The 16,601-nt window shown below is 45.7% G+C and carries 16 protein-coding genes; 13 read left to right on the forward strand and 3 right to left on the reverse strand.

What is annotated here, in order from left to right:
- Window positions 1–13: 13 nt before the first annotated feature.
- Window positions 14–415: a VOC family protein gene (locus CD004_RS05160; protein WP_102261784.1), complete on the forward strand. Its 402-nt coding sequence runs from the start codon at window positions 14–16 to the stop codon at window positions 413–415.
- Window positions 416–444: 29 nt separating this feature from the next.
- On the opposite strand, the gene CD004_RS05165 is transcribed toward CD004_RS05160, so the two are convergent.
- Together CD004_RS05165 and CD004_RS05170 are read right to left on the reverse strand one after the other, a co-directional pair.
- The gene (locus tag CD004_RS05165; protein WP_102261785.1) at window positions 445–762 is read right to left on the reverse strand and encodes a hypothetical protein; all 318 of its coding nucleotides are present in this window, start codon (window positions 760–762) and stop codon (window positions 445–447) included.
- A 100-nt stretch (window positions 763–862) separates the two neighbouring features.
- The gene (locus tag CD004_RS05170; RefSeq protein ID WP_102261786.1) at window positions 863–1,120 is read right to left on the reverse strand and encodes a DUF3949 domain-containing protein; all 258 of its coding nucleotides are present in this window, start codon (window positions 1,118–1,120) and stop codon (window positions 863–865) included.
- 233 nt (window positions 1,121–1,353) lie between these two features.
- Between CD004_RS05170 and CD004_RS05175 the strand changes: the two genes are divergently transcribed.
- From CD004_RS05175 to CD004_RS05225, 11 genes are all read left to right on the forward strand, one after another.
- Window positions 1,354–2,553, forward strand: coding sequence for a substrate-binding domain-containing protein (locus CD004_RS05175; RefSeq protein WP_404809830.1), 1,200 nt, complete (start codon window positions 1,354–1,356; stop codon window positions 2,551–2,553).
- A gap of 175 nt (window positions 2,554–2,728) precedes the next feature.
- A complete protein-coding gene (locus CD004_RS05180; RefSeq protein WP_102261788.1) occupies window positions 2,729–3,502 on the forward strand; it encodes an ABC transporter ATP-binding protein in 774 nt (257 codons plus the stop codon).
- Window positions 3,480–4,187 carry an ABC transporter ATP-binding protein gene (locus CD004_RS05185; protein ID WP_102261789.1) on the forward strand — a complete coding sequence of 236 codons (708 nt, stop codon included), beginning with the start codon at window positions 3,480–3,482 and terminating at the stop codon, window positions 4,185–4,187. The genes CD004_RS05180 and CD004_RS05185 overlap by 23 nt, the downstream gene beginning before the upstream one ends.
- 17 nt (window positions 4,188–4,204) lie before the next feature.
- Window positions 4,205–5,065, forward strand: a complete 861-nt coding sequence (locus CD004_RS05190) for a branched-chain amino acid ABC transporter permease (RefSeq protein WP_102261790.1) — start codon at window positions 4,205–4,207, stop codon at window positions 5,063–5,065.
- A gap of 4 nt (window positions 5,066–5,069) precedes the next feature.
- Complete coding sequence (locus tag CD004_RS05195) at window positions 5,070–6,083, forward strand: branched-chain amino acid ABC transporter permease (RefSeq protein WP_407657656.1); 1,014 nt, start codon at window positions 5,070–5,072, stop codon at window positions 6,081–6,083.
- Entirely contained in the window at window positions 6,083–6,262 is a 180-nt protein-coding gene (locus CD004_RS05200) for a hypothetical protein (protein WP_102261791.1), read from the forward strand. Before CD004_RS05195 ends, CD004_RS05200 begins: the two co-directional genes overlap by 1 nt.
- A 183-nt stretch (window positions 6,263–6,445) precedes the next feature.
- Window positions 6,446–7,462 carry a 3-oxoacyl-ACP synthase gene (locus CD004_RS05205; protein WP_102261792.1) on the forward strand — a complete coding sequence of 339 codons (1,017 nt, stop codon included), beginning with the start codon at window positions 6,446–6,448 and terminating at the stop codon, window positions 7,460–7,462.
- Window positions 7,462–8,364, forward strand: coding sequence for an intracellular short-chain-length polyhydroxyalkanoate depolymerase (gene phaZ, locus CD004_RS05210; protein WP_102261793.1), 903 nt, complete (start codon window positions 7,462–7,464; stop codon window positions 8,362–8,364). The genes CD004_RS05205 and phaZ overlap by 1 nt, the downstream gene beginning before the upstream one ends.
- Window positions 8,365–8,376: 12 nt before the next feature.
- Window positions 8,377–9,117 carry a 3-oxoacyl-ACP reductase FabG gene (fabG, locus tag CD004_RS05215; protein WP_102261794.1) on the forward strand — a complete coding sequence of 247 codons (741 nt, stop codon included), beginning with the start codon at window positions 8,377–8,379 and terminating at the stop codon, window positions 9,115–9,117.
- A gap of 352 nt (window positions 9,118–9,469) precedes the next feature.
- The gene (locus tag CD004_RS05220) at window positions 9,470–9,805 is read left to right on the forward strand and encodes a hydrolase (protein ID WP_102261795.1); all 336 of its coding nucleotides are present in this window, start codon (window positions 9,470–9,472) and stop codon (window positions 9,803–9,805) included.
- Window positions 9,806–10,014: 209 nt separating this feature from the next.
- Window positions 10,015–11,538 carry an acyl-CoA synthetase gene (locus tag CD004_RS05225; RefSeq protein WP_102261796.1) on the forward strand — a complete coding sequence of 508 codons (1,524 nt, stop codon included), beginning with the start codon at window positions 10,015–10,017 and terminating at the stop codon, window positions 11,536–11,538.
- Between the two features lie 93 nt (window positions 11,539–11,631).
- Here CD004_RS05225 and CD004_RS05230 read toward each other — a convergent pair whose 3' ends face one another.
- Window positions 11,632–12,798, reverse strand: a complete 1,167-nt coding sequence (locus CD004_RS05230; RefSeq protein WP_102261797.1) for an MFS transporter — start codon at window positions 12,796–12,798, stop codon at window positions 11,632–11,634.
- 226 nt (window positions 12,799–13,024) lie between these two features.
- Here CD004_RS05230 and addB point away from each other — a divergent pair, with 226 nt between their 5' ends.
- Complete coding sequence (gene addB / locus CD004_RS05235) at window positions 13,025–16,600, forward strand: helicase-exonuclease AddAB subunit AddB (protein ID WP_102261798.1); 3,576 nt, start codon at window positions 13,025–13,027, stop codon at window positions 16,598–16,600.
- The last annotated feature ends 1 nt before the right edge of the window (window position 16,601 follow it).

Raw genomic sequence — 16,601 nt, forward strand, 5'->3', positions numbered from 1 at the left:
AGGGGGAAACGGAATGAAGACAAAAAGACAGATTCACAGTTCATTAAAAGTTTTATTGGTATCGGACCTGGAAAGCTCACGGAAGTTTTACTCCGATGTATTAGGCTGTGAGGTAACAGACTGGTGGGCAATCCGTGATGGATTTTCAGGACTGGCTATAAAGCTGCTACAAGCCAGAGATCCGAAAGAAGTAAGGCCTAATCCGCCAGCCGCAGGTGATAAGCAAGGGATCGACCTTTATTGCTATATCGAAGACTGGAATTCGCTTGATGAGTTATACCATGAATTCAACGAAAAAGGGGCGGAAATTGCTATCCACCCATGGGTTGATGAAAATAATGGTCCCTGGAAGGAGTTTGCCGTCAAAGACCCTGATGGCTATTGCATCGCATTTGGCGGGACAGATGGCTTTTGACTTTGACCTGATGCATACTTTTTACTGCCTTAGACGACAGTCAAAATCCTGTCAAAATAACTTTTTAGGATCAGCCATCTTGCAGGATAGGTTACAGCGAAATCCTCGATAGACTCATTGGAGTACATCAGCAGGCAATCAATCTGCTTTTTATGGAGTTTTAAATCATAGAGCAGGGCGTGTGGGATCGTATAATGCTGGTTCAGTTGATAAGGATTTAATTTTACAGGTGCTACTCTCTTTATATTCATAAAATTGAGCAGGGCTGTTTGCTGGATGTCAACACTTTCATTCCGGGATAGTCCGTTTATATGAATCTTTTCATTGATCAAATAGATTCCCTGCATAGAAATCCCCTCCATGTTTTAGGCAGTTTAGTTACGTTATTGCCATAAAAATTGGAGGGGATACTATTTTATTTGGATATTTTAAAATGAAATTGCCATTTTACCGGTGCCTGAATTTATAAATCATCCCTGCGATGATATTGGCCGGTATGAACAAAATATTCGATTGCAGGTTCATATGAAGGATTTCTTCCTGGACAGGCATCTCCTCGTACATTTGACTTTGTGAAAGCTGCTTCTGTTTCTTTAGTTCTTCCATTTTTTTGATATATCTATACTGGATCGGCGTCATGATGATGGTAGTAATGATCCATGGCAGTGTGAAAAGGATCATGATAAATAAAAATACTGAATCCATCGAAGTTGTCCCCCTTTTATGTATCTCTCTTTACGGTATACGCCTCTTTTTAGTTTCACTTTTACCTTTATTTTAAAACTTCAAGCATTCATGGTTGATACTATCCATCCTTTTGTAACTCATTTGTAACTGGCGTTTTTTAAGATGATGTCAAAGCTTGTGGGCTTTGGAATCACCATTTTAAAGGGGGAAAGGAAATGAAAGCTGGTCAAAGGAATTTTGTTTTATCTTTTATGCTCATTTTGGTCCTGTTGTTTACAAGTGCCTGCAGTGGATCGGGAACAGAGAAGTCAGGCGGTACTGAAGGAAAAGAAGAACCGAAAAACACCGAGCCAATCAAGATTGGTGTCCTGGCTTCTCAAACAGGCGGACTTGAGGCTTATGGGAAGCAGACACTTCGCGGTTTCGAACTGGGACTAGAATACGCTACTGACGGAACAAATGAAGTAGCGGGTCGTAAAATCGAATTCATTGTTGAAGATACCGAAACCAAACCTGAAGTAGCTGTCCAGAAAGCGACGAAGCTGCTTGAGGAAGATGAAGTAGACTTCCTGGTCGGTTCATCAAGCTCAGGTGACACGCTGGCAGTCCTGCCACTCGCTGAGGAATATGAAAAAATCATGATCGTCGAGCCAGCTGTAGCCGACAGCATCACAGGCTCTGAATTCAATGAATATATTTTCCGCACTGCACGTAACTCCTCCCAGGATGCTGTTGCGGGTGCCGCTGCAATCGCGAAGGAAGGCGTAAAAATCGCGACTCTCGCTCCGGATTATTCATTTGGCCGTGATGGTGTTGCAGCGTTCAAAGAAGCAGCAGAAAAACTTGGCGCAGAAGTGGTCCATGAAGAATATGCAGACCCTGCTGCAACTGACTTCACTTCCAACATCCAGAAGATCATCGACCAGAAGCCGGATTACTTGTTTGTCGTTTGGGCTGGGGCAAATTCACCATGGAACCAGATTGCAGACATGAAGGTTCAGGAAAAAGGAATCAAAATCTCTACTGGCGCTCCTGATATCGCTGCGCTTGCAACGATGGAGCCGCTTGTCGGAATGGAAGGCTTCACGGTTTATTATCATGACCTTCCGCAAAATGACATCAATAAATGGCTTGTGGATGAACATAAAAAGCGCTTTAACGGGGAGCTTCCAGATTTATTTACACCAGGAGGCATGACAGCTGCGATGGCGATCGTCGAAGCCCTGAAGAAAACCGAAGGTGACACGGATTCCAAGAAGCTGATTGAAACCATGGAAGGAATGAGCTTTGATACTCCAAAAGGCCAAATGACCTTCCGGGAAGAAGACCATCAGGCACTCCAGGCACTATACGCAATCAAGCTGGAGAAAAAGGATGGAGTTAACTATCCAGTTCCTGTCCTGATCCGTGAGCTCTCTCCAGAAGAAACAGCTCCGCCGATCCGGAATTAAACGGAAAAGCGCGAGCGCTTTGTGGGACTAGGGGCTGGAGCTGGACAAAGAAAAAAGCAAACGCATTGGTCTTGATTCTACAGGCAACATAATGAACTTCGGTAACTGAGCCGGAGTTCATTATGCTTTTAGTGAATCGTACTTAGGTGTTATTCAATTAAAGGTGGTGAAGTACATGACGGCAATTATCGAGACGAAAGAGCTTAGCATTACATTTGGCGGCCATACCGCGGTAGACTCTGTCAGCATTTCAGTCCCGCATAATCATTTTAAATCAATCATCGGTCCGAACGGTGCAGGAAAAACGACTTTTTTCAACCTGTTGAGCGGGCAGCTCGCGCCGACGAAAGGACAGGTCCTGTATAAAGGCAGTGACATCACAAAGCTCTCCCCGACTAAAAGAACGAGGGCTGGAATCGGACGGTCCTTCCAGATCACCAATGTATTCCCCAATCTGACGGTGATGGAAAATGTCCGTCTAGCAGTACAGTCACATGAAGGAGTCCGCTACCAGATGCTCAGGCATTTTCGTTCTTTTAAAAAGTTTGAAGAGCAGGCAGAAGAGTGGCTGAAGCTTGTATTGCTTGATGACAAGAAGGATGCACTTGCCAGAAATCTCGCTCATGGTGAGAAAAGGAAGCTGGAAATCGCGATGCTGCTTGCTTTGAACACTGAGGTGCTGCTGCTTGATGAACCAACGGCAGGCATGTCACTGGAAGAGGTTCCGGCAATCCTTGAGGTAATCAGGAAAATCAAACAACGCGGTGATCGGACGATTATTTTGATCGAACACAAAATGGATATGATCATGGATCTTTCAGATTCCATCATGGTTTTGTTCAATGGTGCTCTTCTCGCCGATGGAACTCCAGAAGACATCATGAAAAATGAAACGGTCCAGTCTGCCTATTTGGGAGGTTTGCATAGTGAGCACGCTGCTGAAGCTTGAACAAGTTGAGACATTCATTGGCCAGTATCACATCCTTCAAGGTATTTCATTTGAAGTGCCAAAAGGAGAGGTTACTGTACTGCTGGGCCGGAATGGCGCAGGAAAAACAACAACACTTAGGACAATCATGGGCTTGAATCCGGCTGCTAAAGGTTCGGTTCAATTCAAAGGAGAAGAAATCAAGAGTCTGCCTACTTATTCGATTGCAAATAAAGGAATTGGATATGTTCCAGAAGACCAGGGGATTTTTGCGGGCCTAACTGTCGAAGAAAATATCAAGGTGGCCGTCAAAAAAGAGAATGCTGAGACCCAACAGCGACTGGATTGGATTCTTGAACTTTTTCCTGATTTGAAAAAGTTCTGGAAAAAACCAGGCGGGCTTTTAAGCGGCGGCCAGAAGCAAATGCTTTCTATCGCAAGAGCATATGTCAATGACAATGAACTGCTCTTGATCGACGAACCGAGCAAAGGCCTTGCACCGATCGTTGTCGAAAAGGTGATGGAATCCATCCAGCAGATGAAGGATAAAACGACAATCATCCTTGTAGAACAAAATTTCATGATGGCAAGCACGATTGGCGACAGCTTTTATATCATCGATGATGGCAGGACGGTTTCGAACGGCTCGATGAACCTCCTTCGTGAGGACGAAGAAATGAGACGTAAATATCTCGGCATTGCGTAGGAAAGGGGGAAGCAAGAGTGGATGTTTTGATTAACTTGAGCCTTAACGGTCTTGCCACGGGAATGCTGATCTTCCTTCTGGCAGCCGGTCTTACTTTGATCTTTGGGTTGATGGATGTACTAAACTTTGCCCATGGCGGTTTGTTTGCCTGGGGCGCGTACAGTGGCATTTGGATTTATAGCTCGACAGGAAGCTTTTTTATTGGGATCATCGGTGCCATTCTTACTGGCATGATTCTCGGAATTGTAACTGAGCGTTGGATCATTAAACCTGTTTACGGCAACCATGTACAGCAAATATTAATCACGCTTGGCTTGATGCTTGTTTTATCGGAGATGTTAAAAGTGGTCTGGGGACCTAACCAGATCTCAGCGGTAACCCCTGATTACCTTTCTGGCAGCTGGGAGTTTGGCGGGATCATCATCATTAAATACCGGGTTTTCATCATTGCCGTAGGACTTGCGGTATTCCTCGCTGTACAATACCTGCTGAAAAAGACAAAGATCGGCCTGGTCGTTCGCGCCGGAGTCATGAACAAGGAAATGGTCCAATCGCTAGGAGTCAACATCCAGAGAGTATTCATGTTTGTTTTCATGATTGGGGCCGGCATGGCTGCTCTTGGCGGGATGCTGTTAGGGCCATATTCAGGGGTCATTTATGCGGATATGGGGATGGAATTTGCAATCCTCGCATTCATCGTAGTGGTTATTGGCGGAATGGGCAGCTTTACAGGTTCGGTGATGGCTGCGATTTTGGTTGGATTGTCAGGTTCATTCATGGCCTATTATGTGCCAGACCTGGCGCTGGCAGCTAATATGCTGCTGATGGCAGTTGTATTAATCTTCAGGCCGCAGGGCCTATTCGGGGCAAAGGGGTGAGGGAATGATGACAAGAATGCTTTCAAATCGAATGAACATCTTATATTTACTTGTCGCCGGGTTCCTGGCTTTGCTTCCTTTTGTCTACGATTCAAGAAGCTTGCTCATTCTTCTCTCCCAGGTGTTCATTTTTGCTGTATTGGCGATGAGCTATGACATCCTGCTCGGATACACAGGCATCGTCTCGTTCGGGCATGCCATGTTCTTCGGCATCGGTGCCTATACAGTAGGTGTCTTCATGAAAAGGTTCGAGCCCGAAACAAGCTACTTTCTGCTTGCTGTTCTGGTCACGATCTTACTGACTGCTGTGGTAAGTTATTTCGTCGGACTGCTGACATTGAGGCTGAAGAGCCATTTTTATGCGATGCTGACGATGGCATTCGCCGGATTGTTTTTAGTACTCGCTGAAAAATGGCGGACTGTCACATATGGGAACGATGGCTTTACGTTCAGGGTGCCGGACTTCCTTAAGGACCGGACCGACTTTTACCTGATCTGCCTTGGTTCGATGGTTATTGTTTTCATTTTATTACGAAGGTTCACAAATTCCCCTCTAGGAAGAGTGCTTCAGGCAATCAGGGAAAATGAACAGCGGACAGAATCGCTAGGATATAGCGTTTTACAATATAAAATCATTGCCAGTGTCGTATCAGGAGTCATCGCAGGTATTGCGGGGATTTTATATTCTGTTTCCCTAAGGTTCGTTAATACAAGTGTTTTTACAATGGATATCACACTTGATGCCTTGCTGATGACAATCATTGGCGGAGTCGGGACACTTGTCGGGGCGATCATCGGAGCGGGAATCATCGAGTTTTCCCATCACTGGCTGACAGAGCTGGCTAAAGTGCACTGGATTTTCGAAAGATGGATCATCTTTTTCGGCATTATCTATATACTCGCGGTCATGTTCTTCCCGATGGGGATCGTCGGTTCCTTGCAGAAGCTGAAGTTCAGAAAGAAAAAGAAACTTGAGGTTTCAGTTGAATCAGAGGCCGTAAGCCAGGGAGATTCGTGATGGAAACAAAACAAGTCACTTCATTCGTCCTCCGCTTCCAGCTCACGGATATTGAAATGGACAGCGGCAAAAAATATTGGAGAGTCAAGGTAACTCATGTGCAGGAAGAAAAAGAAGCCGTGTTTGATTCGGTAGAGTCGGCAATGGAATTTATTAAAGAAATTGTTGGAGACTCATAGATTCGTTTTTACTTTAAAAGAGAAGAATAACTTTTTGCACTTATATTAATGTCTAGCTCCAGCGCCTAGCCCCTCGAGTCGCTTCGGTCCTGTCAATGAAGTCAAAGAACGACTTCAATGTCAGGCCCTCCAGCGCTTGTCGGGGCTGACCAAGGCGCTTCCGCTTTTCGAGGAGGGAAGAAGATGCAGATTGGCATTGTCAGTACGGGAATTTACCTTCCTGAAAATCACGTCACAGGAGCGGAAATTGCAAAGTTGGCAGGAATTCCCGAACAAGTTGTGGAAGAAAAAATGGGAATCAGGAAAAAGCCGGTGCCAGGCCCGGATGACCATACATGTGAGATGGGAATCAGAGCTGCAAGAATTGCATTGCAAAAAGCAAACATGGATCCAATGGACATTGACCTTGTCATCTATGTTGGCGAGGAATACAAGGAGTATCCATTATGGACAGCAGGAATCAAGCTGCAGGAAGAAATCGGTGCAAAGAATGCCTGGGCCTTCGATACTGCCTTAAGGTGTGGAACGACTGTGATGGCTCTGAAGCTTGCAAAAGGGATGATGCTCTCTGACCCGGGTATCAATACCGTCCTCCTTGCCGGGGGCTATCGCAATGGTGATTTTATAGATTACCAGAATCCTAGAACGCGCTTCATGTACAATCTCGGGGCCGGCGGCGGTGCGATTTTATTGAAAAAGGGCCATCAGCAGAATGTGCTGCTGGAAACAGAAATGATAACGGATGGATCTTTTTCCGAGGATGTCGTAGTTGTAGCCGGGGGAACGAAAAATCCAATTTCGGCAGAAAACCTTGAGCGTGGGCTGTATCAGCTGGATGTCCTCGACCCTCAAGGAATGAAAGAGCGTCTCGAGCAAAAATCAATGGCAAATTTCCTGAAGGTCATCTCTCGTTCGGTTGAGAAAAGCGGCTTTTCTGAAAAGGACATCGCCTATGTTGGAATGCTTCACATGAAGCGGTCGGCACATGATTTTGTATTGAGTGAACTGGGGCTATCGGAAGGGAACTCCATCTACCTCGAAGAATACGGGCACATTGGACAGATTGACCAGATCCTGTCGCTGGAACTGGCAGAAAAGGCAGGGAAATTAAAGGATGGAGATGTTGCCGTTCTTGTCAGTGCCGGGATAGGTTATGCCTGGGGGGCAACAACTATTGTTTGGGGAAAGGGTGAGTTGTAATGGAAAAAACGGCAGTGGAATTGAAGAAGGTTGATTTGCAGAATGGGGAAACAATCGCGTATAGGGAACGGGATGGCGGAACCAAAAATGTTCTATTGATCCACGGTAACATGACATCATCCAAACACTGGGACATATTGATTGATCAGATGGATCCTGAATATAAAATTTTCGCGGTAGACCTGCGGGGATTCGGTGAGTCCAGCTATCATAAGCCGATCATGTCAATCAAGGATTTTTCTGACGATGTAAAAATGTTTGTCGATGAAATTGGATTGAAGGATTTTGCACTTGTTGGCTGGTCGACGGGAGGAGCAGTAGGAATGCAGTTCGCCGCTGATTATCCGGGTTATTGCGAGAAACTTGTGCTGCTAGCTTCGGCATCAACGAGAGGATATCCGTTCTTCGGCACGAGTGAGGAAGGTCTGCCGGATATTAACAACCGACTGGTTACTTATGAGGATGTAAAGGTGGATGCTGGTAAAACGATTGCCGTCCAGACGGCCTATGACCAGGAAAATAGAGGGTTTTTAAAGGCGATGTGGAATATGTTGATTTATACCGATCGTCAGCCGGAAGAACGGCATTATGACGAATATGTTGATGATATGCTGACACAGCGGAACTTGGCTGAAGTCTACCATTCTCTTAATACTTTTAACATTAGTCCTGGAAACAATGGTCTGAAAGATGGAACGGACCAGGTGAAGGACATCAAAATCCCTGTACTTGTGCTTCGCGGTGACCGGGATCTCGTTGTTACAAAAAGGATGGCAGAGGAAATTGTCGAGGATTTCGAGGGGCGGGCAAGGTTTGTGGAACTTAATAACTCCGGCCACTCTCCACTAGTGGATGACCTGGATCAGCTATTGCAGCATATCGAAGGATTTTTAGCAGAGTAGGAAGGTGTATTTATGAGATTGAAAGATAAGGTAGCGATTATTACAGGTGCAGCGAACGGAATTGGGCTTGCTGCTGCAAAGACTTTTGCCCGTGAAGGTGCCAGGATTGCAATGGCTGACTTTGATGAAGAAACAGGAACGAAGCGTGCAGATGAACTTTCTGCTGAGGGCTATGACGCCGCTTTTTTTCAGGTGAATGTTGCCGACAGGACCAGTGTTGACTCGTTGGTTCAAAACGTTCTAGGCCACTTTGGCAAAATTGATATTTTAATAAATAATGCGGGCATCACCAGGGATGGGATGCTTCATAAGCTTTCGGCAGAAGATTTTCAAAAGGTCGTTGATGTCAATCTGACCGGCGTATTCAATTGTGCCCAGGCGGTTGTGCCAGCAATGGTTCAGCAAGGTTCAGGGAGAATCATCAATACATCTTCCGTTTCCGGCATATATGGCAATGTGGGACAGACAAACTACGCAGCCACCAAAGCCGGAGTCGTCGGGATGACGAAAACTTGGGCAAAGGAACTTGGCCGAAAAGGCATCAATGTAAACGCAGTCGCTCCGGGATTCATTGAGACGGGTATGACCGCAGCTGTGCCGGACAAAGTGATTGAACAAATGAAAATGCTTGTCCCGCTTGGCAGACTCGGTTTGCCAGAGGACATAGCTAACGCATATTTATTCCTCGCCTCGGACGAATCCAAATATGTAAACGGCACGACTCTCCATGTCGATGGCGGGATTATGATGTAAGAACAAAAAGCGCACTTGTGGCGCTTTTTTATTTTTGGTTGGAAGGCAATGGGGATTAAAATCGGCTTCAACGGGGAATAAATGCTGCAACCGTTAAATAATCATCCCAACCGTTAAAATAAATCCTATAACCGTTAAAATTCCTCCCAACTGGTATTATAACTGTCTTAACTGGTAATAAATCTCCCCTAACTGGCATTAAAACTAACTGATCCCATGCACTTGGCCTCACGCACTCTAAAAACAGGATAAAAAAATGTACAGCTACTTTTTGAGTCCGCCGATATTCACTTTATGGTTAACTTCTCTCCAAAAGTGGTAAATGGTATTAAAAAAGGATGAGGTGCTCTACATGGAAGAAACAAAGCAGAAGTACTACTTTAATATAGAAAGCGGCGAGGTGCTGGACACGCCGGCTGAGCAGGAGGGCCATTTATTCACGTTGATCGCTACAGGTGAAGAAATCAAAGATTTGCGCGAATACCTGGAGATGAATTATAAAGCTGACTGGGCAACATACGGAAATTCCCATCTGCATCCTTTCAAGGATCCGGATCGGGAGCATGCTGAATATGACTTTGCGATGAAGGAAATTTACGCGATGGTCTACAAACTGGGTGATGCTGAAGCCAGGAACCATGTGAAAAGCATGGGGATATTTACGGAAGAAGAGTTAAGAGGCCTATAAATTTTTGACACCATAGCTGATGCTGTGGTGTCTTTTTCTGTTCAGCAGGATTAATAGAATTATTTTGTGGATATCTACATGATTCTTTTAATCTAAGCCCAGCTTGTCGTGGCAGACCAAGTCACTTGCGCTTTTTGTCTTTATGTAACTATCCTGTAACTCCCATTTCTTAAAATAAATCCATCATGACGAGAGAGGGAGAGATTGCGGTGAGGTGGGAGCTCGATTGGCTTGAAACAAGAGCAAGTTTGACCCCAGAGGCCGCTGCGATTGCCGATGCAGGGACTGGTCAGGAATGGTCGTACAGGGAAGTCAATGATCGGGCTAAAGCAATCGCGGCGTGGATGGATTCAAATGGGGTTAAAAAGGGAGACAGAATAGCCTTGCTCGCGCCAAATGGAATTTGCTATTTTGATTTGTTGTTTGCCTGTGGTAAGATTGGTGCCATTTTCGTGCCGTTGAACTGGAGGCTGTCTATTGATGAATTAGCCTTTATTATAAAGGATTGTGAACCCACGTTCCTTGCGTTCCATTCAAATTTTACTAAAGAAGTGACGACGATCTGGGGAGAGGAAGACCGCTGTATTCAAATAAACGGTACCCGATTCTCGAGACTGATGGAGCAATTTGCGGGTCCATGTGAAATGAATGAAATAAATTTGGATGAGGAAGATCCTCTGGCGATGATTTATACCGGCGGGACCACCGGAAAGCCCAAAGGAGCGGTTCTGTCACATCGGGCAATCATTTGGAATAGCATTTCCACGATTACTAGCTGGAATCTGACAAATGAGGACACGACAGTTACGTATTTACCTTTATTTCATACCGGCGGTTTGAATGCTCTATCAATTCCTATCCTGATGGCAGGAGGAAAGGTGGTGCTGGCCAACGATTTTACCCCCGAAAAAGCGATTGATAATTTAATAAAGTATAAGAGCACAATCGTCCTGTTCGTTCCGACGATGCACCATATGCTTGTAAAATCACAACAGTTCCTTGAAGCGGAATTTCTGGATATGAAATTATTTTTATCTGGAGGTGCTCCGTGTCCGCTTGAAATTTACGAAGCCTACAAAAAGAAGGGCATCTCCTTCAAGGAGGGGTATGGACTGACAGAGGCTGGCCCGAATAACTTTTACATAGATCCTTCAGAGGCAAATGTAAAAAGAGGATCAGTCGGCAAGCCCATGCTGTTCCATTCCATTAAGCTTCTGGATGAAAACGAAAGCGAAGTCCCTGCTGGCCAGGTAGGAGAACTTGTAATCAAAGGCAAGCATGCATTCTCCTATTATTGGAAAAATAAAACTGCTACCGATCATGCCTGGAAGGATGGCTGGCTTCACACGGGCGACCTTGCAAAAAAGGATGAAGACGGCTACTACTATATTGTTGGTCGAAAAAAAGAAATGATCATCACAGGCGGTGAAAATGTATATCCTCTCGAAATCGAACACTGGCTCTGTGCGCACCCTTTGATTCGAGAGGCTGCAGTGGTAGGCATTCCGGACGAAAAATGGGGAGAAGTCGTGACTGCGTTCATTGTTCTTGAAGAAGGAGCGGTTTTGGGGGAGCAGGAAGCCAAAATGCATTGCAGGGAGAAGCTCGGCGGGTATAAAATCCCGAAAGTAATCCAGACAATCGGCCAGATGCCGAAGACGCATGTAGGCAAAATTGATAAAAAACAACTGAAAGAAGTCGCTCTGGCTGCTTCCGATAAGCCAGTCAGTTAAAAAAAGAAAAAGGCATTCCAGCCAGCATTTGCTGATTGGAATGCCTTTTTATGATAGTAACAGAGAGTATTGATTTTTCACTTCTAGAATTGTCTAGCTCCAGCGCTTGTAGGGGCTGACCATGGCGCTTGCGCTTTTCTTTATCAAAATGCACAGCACAATATTAACAGAGAAGAGTGAAGACAATAGAATCATGACCCCGCTGAATGGAAGCAGAGCTGCTACTGGAGGAGCGAGGCTTGCCCCGGTTAGCAGCACAAACGAATACAGTGACAATGCTTTGGCTCGCTGGCTGCTGCCATAGAAACCTATCAAGGTAATGGCGGTCGGGATGACGAGTGAAATTGATGAAACAAAAAAGATGGAGAAAAAAATCAAAGCTCCGGTGCTTTGGAAGAAAAGCAGCAGGACCGCGCTTATTGACCCGATGGCCAAGCCAAACATCAATGTCCTCAGCTCGCCCCAGCGATCCATCAGTTTCCCTGTGAAAAGGGAAAGAGAAGCCCCAATCAAACCAACCAGCCGGATCTTCAGCAGGTCTGAAGGAGGACCGTCGAAAAAACGTCCAATCGCATCATAGAAGGCGATAATCGCGAACAACAGCGAGAATGTAATACTATAGCATTTCATCAAGCGAGGCTCTTTTAGCAATTGAAAAAAGATTTTCCATAAAGGTTTGCTATCTGTCTCGGGCGGTGGAGATTCTTTCAGCAGGAAAAAAGCAGCAGCAAATAGAATGAAATAAATTGCCGAGAAGAAAAAGAAGACGCTGTTCCAGGTAAAAATATCTGTCAGAAAGGCGCTGGCAACCTGCCCGAAGATCCCCGCGATTAAAAATCCTGTGTTGATCAGCACGACCAGAATCGTCCTCTGGCGAAAATTGAAAATATCATAGGAGTAGGCGAAAGCAACTGAAGCAAAAGTAGCCAGTGTGATCCCCTGCAGCGATCGGGCGATCCACAAACTGAGTGACCCGACTGAGAAGCCTACTGCCAGTGTCGTCAATGCAGAGGCAAATAGCCCGAACACAAGAATTTTCCTTCTGCCTGTTAAATCGGAAACCGGCCCGAATGACAGCAGACCGCAGGCATAGAAGAAAGTAAACAGCCCACCTGCGAGGACAACGTGGGATTCGGCGATTAAAAGGTCATCCGCAAGAACCGAATAAATAGGAATCAATGTATAAATATTGCTTGCGACCAGGATGGCACAGATTGTCAGAAGGATGGAAGTCTTGTGAAAAAGGGACATGGATTTCATGTATATCACCTGCCACCACTAAGATATGCAGACACAGCTGAAATTGCAGGTTGTTTTGGGAAAAATTAACGGGCTTCCTGCTTCCAAAATGGCCAGTAAAAAAGGTATAATGAATGATATATAGAACAATCGTTTGGTATGTAGAAGGCGCATGATTATGAAGCGCCTTTTTCAATTTTAAAAGAGATACAGAGATAGATATTTTAAGAGAGAAAGGGGAAGTTAGATGTCTGTGCGTTTAGTACTCGGGCGCTCAGGAAGCGGCAAGACCGAGATGATCATAAATGAAATCAAGGACAGGCTCATTTCCGACCCGCAGGGGGATCCGGTTGTTTATCTTGTCCCTGAACAAATGTCATTCCTTTCCGAATACAGATTGTCCACTGACCCTGAGCTTGGGGGAATGATCAGGGCGCAGGTTTTCAGCTTTCCGCGCCTTGCCTGGAGAATCCTGCAGGAAACAGGCGGCTATACTCGCCAGCATTTGGACAGCGTCGGGATCAGCATGATGATACGCAAAATCATTGAGGACAAAAAGGACGAGCTGAAAATCTTCCAAAAGGCAGCGGATAAGAATGGCTTCGTCCAGCAGATGGAACAGATGCTGATTGAGTTCAAACGCTATGCGATCAACCCGGATGAACTTACTGCAAAAATGGAGGAAAGCTCCGCAGGGAATAAAGCGCTGAAGGATAAAATCCATGATCTTGAGTTAGTCTATCGTCAATTTGAAGATGAGTTATTTGGGAAATATATAGACTCAGAGGATTACTTTAAACTGCTTGCCGAGAAAATCCCTGCTTCCGAATATTTGAAAAATGCAGAAGTTTACATTGATGGCTTTTACAGTTTCACGCCCCTTGAATTGATGATCATTGACCAGCTGATCGGCACTTGTAAAAGGGTGACGGTTGCACTGCCTGTCGACCAGAGTTTCAAAGATGCTCAGCCTGACGAACTGCATTTATTCAGGATAACAGGTGAAACCTGCTCAACACTGTATGACATGATTAGGACTAAGGGCTATGAGCTTGAAGAAGAAATCGTGTTGACGGAACAGAGACGCTGGCAGGATGAATCTCTCAAGCATCTTGAAAGAGAATTTGATTCCAGGCCTGCCGTTAAATATAACGGGGAGGCCGCGATCCATATCGCCCAGGCTGCCAACAGAAGGGCGGAACTTGAAGGTGTTGCCCGAAAAATTCTCGGACTGGCAAGGGATAATGGTTACCGTTATCGCGATATTGCCGTACTGATGCGAGGCAGCGAATACCGCGAAGTCCTTGAAACGATCTTTGATGATTATGCACTTCCATATTTTATCGACCAGAAACGGAATATGCTTCATCATCCATTGATTGAGCTTGTCCGTTCCAGCCTTGAAACGGTATTGGGTAACTGGCGGTATGAACCGATTTTTCGCGCTGTTAAAACGGACTTATTGTTCCCGGATGGCGTTAATCTGAACAAGATGCGCGAACAGATGGATGTGCTGGAGAACTATGTACTTGCATATGGCATTCAAGGGGTTAAATGGACAAAAAAAGAACGCTGGAAATACCGGAGAATCCGCGGCCTGGAGTATGATGGTGTGGCCCAGACGGATTCAGAAAAACAGACAGAACAGGAACTGAATGATCTGCGGTTGTTGATTACTTCTCCACTGCTGCGGATGGCCCGCCGCTTGAAGCGCGCTGACACGGGAAGGAAGCTTTCGGAAGCAGTCTATCTATTCATGGAAGAGCTTGATATACCAGCCAAGCTCGAGGCATGGAGAATGGCGGCTGAACAGGAAGGGAAGCTGGTAGAGGCGAGGGAGCATGAGCAAGCCTGGAATGCAGTGATCAACCTTCTCGATCAATTCGTCGAGATGCTTGGTGACACGAAATTTTCCCCAAAACAGTTCGTTTCGATTCTTGATGCTGGTTTTGAATCACTGAGGTTCTCCCTGATTCCACCTGCTATAGACCAAATATTGGTCGCCGACCTCGAAAAGACAAGGCTTGCGGATGTTAAAGTCGCCTTTGTCATCGGCGTCAATGAAGGTGTCCTGCCGGCGAAGATGACGGAGGAAGGGATTTTTGCAGATGATGACCGGGAGCTTTTGCAGTCGAAAGGCATTAAGCTTGCTCCAAGCAGCCGAACGAAGCTGCTGGACGAAAACTTCATTGCTTATAAGGCATTTGTGACACCGTCGGAACAATTGTATATCAGTTACCCTATCGCCAATGAAGAAGGGAAGGCTTTGATGCCATCTTCCTTCATTAAGAGGATCTCAGATCTTTTCCCTGTACATCAAACGCATTTCTTCCTTCCAGATCCATCGGAATTGCCGGAAGAGGAGCAAATAGAGTACGCTGCTGGTGAAAATGTTGCTTTGTCTTATCTCACATCCCAGCTTCAAGTGAAGAAGCGCAATTATCCAGTCTATGATTTTTGGTGGGATGTGTACGATTATTATCTAAACAATCATCAATGGGCTGATACTGCACGCAAGGTTCTTTCAAGCCTATTTTACGAAAACAGGACGAAGCAGTTGTCTGAAGAGGTCACGAAGGAGTTATACGGTGATGAAATCCAGGCGAGCGTTTCAAGGATGGAATTGTTCAATAGCTGTCCATTTTCGCATTATGTCCAGCATGGCTTAAAGCTGCGTGACCGCCAGATCTTCCGTCTTGAGGCTCCGGATATCGGTGACCTGTTCCACGCTGCGTTGAAGGAGATTGCCGAGACCGTCATGCAGCAAAATCTAAGCTGGGCCCAGCTTACAAGAGTACAGGCTGAAGAACTGGCAAGGGATGCAGTCCAAAAGCTCGCTCCTAAACTGCAGAATGAGATTTTGATGAGTTCGAACAGGCATCATTATATAAGGCAGAAGCTGCAGAATATCATCAGCCGGGCTTCGCTTGTTTTAAGTGAGCATGCCAAGGTCAGCGGATTTTCACCTGTAGGCCTGGAGCTCGGCTTCGGCCGCCAGGGAAAACTTCCGCCGCTTGCTTTTTCACTTAAAAATGGCACCAGGATGGAGCTGATGGGCCGGATTGACCGCGTCGATAAAGCAGAAGATGACAAGGGAATGTACCTGCGGGTCGTCGATTATAAATCCAGCGTGAAGGATGTCAATTTGACTGAGGTATATCATGGTGTAGCGCTTCAGATGCTCACCTATCTGGACATCATCATCACTCATTCGCCATTGTTGGTCGGCAAGGCTGCTGACCCGGCGGGAGTCCTGTATTTCCATGTCCATAACCCTATTGTTAACGCATCGAAAATGCTGACACTTGATGAAATTGAAGAAGAAATCCTCAAACGTTTTAAAATGAATGGATTGCTGCTCAGCGATGAGAATGTGATCAGGATGATGGACAAGGGACTGGATACAGGAAGCTCCCAGATTATTTCTGCTGGTTTTAAAAAGGATGGAAGCCTGTTGAAAAGCTCAAAGGTGGCCAGCAAGGACGACTTTGACCATTTGCGGCAGTTTGTGCGCCATAAGTATGTGGAAACCGGCAACAGGATTGTCAGCGGAATTGTCGATGTTGCGCCGTATAAGCTAAAGGACAGGGCTCCATGTACATTCTGTTCCTTCAAGCCGGTCTGCCAGTTCGACCAGTCGGTGGAATCGAATGATTTCAGAAAGCTTCCAGTCATTAAAAAGGAAGATTTGCTAGCGTCGCTCCGCCAAGAACAAGGGATTGTGGCGAACGATGGCTTGCCCGGAGTCAATGATAGATTAGAAGAAATTAAGAAACTGGATATTCTGGCATCAATCGGTGAGGAGGATGAGGATCTTGGCTAAA

The organism is Mesobacillus jeotgali (assembly GCF_002874535.1).
GTDB classification, from domain to species: Bacteria; Bacillota; Bacilli; order Bacillales; family Cytobacillaceae; genus Mesobacillus; species Mesobacillus jeotgali.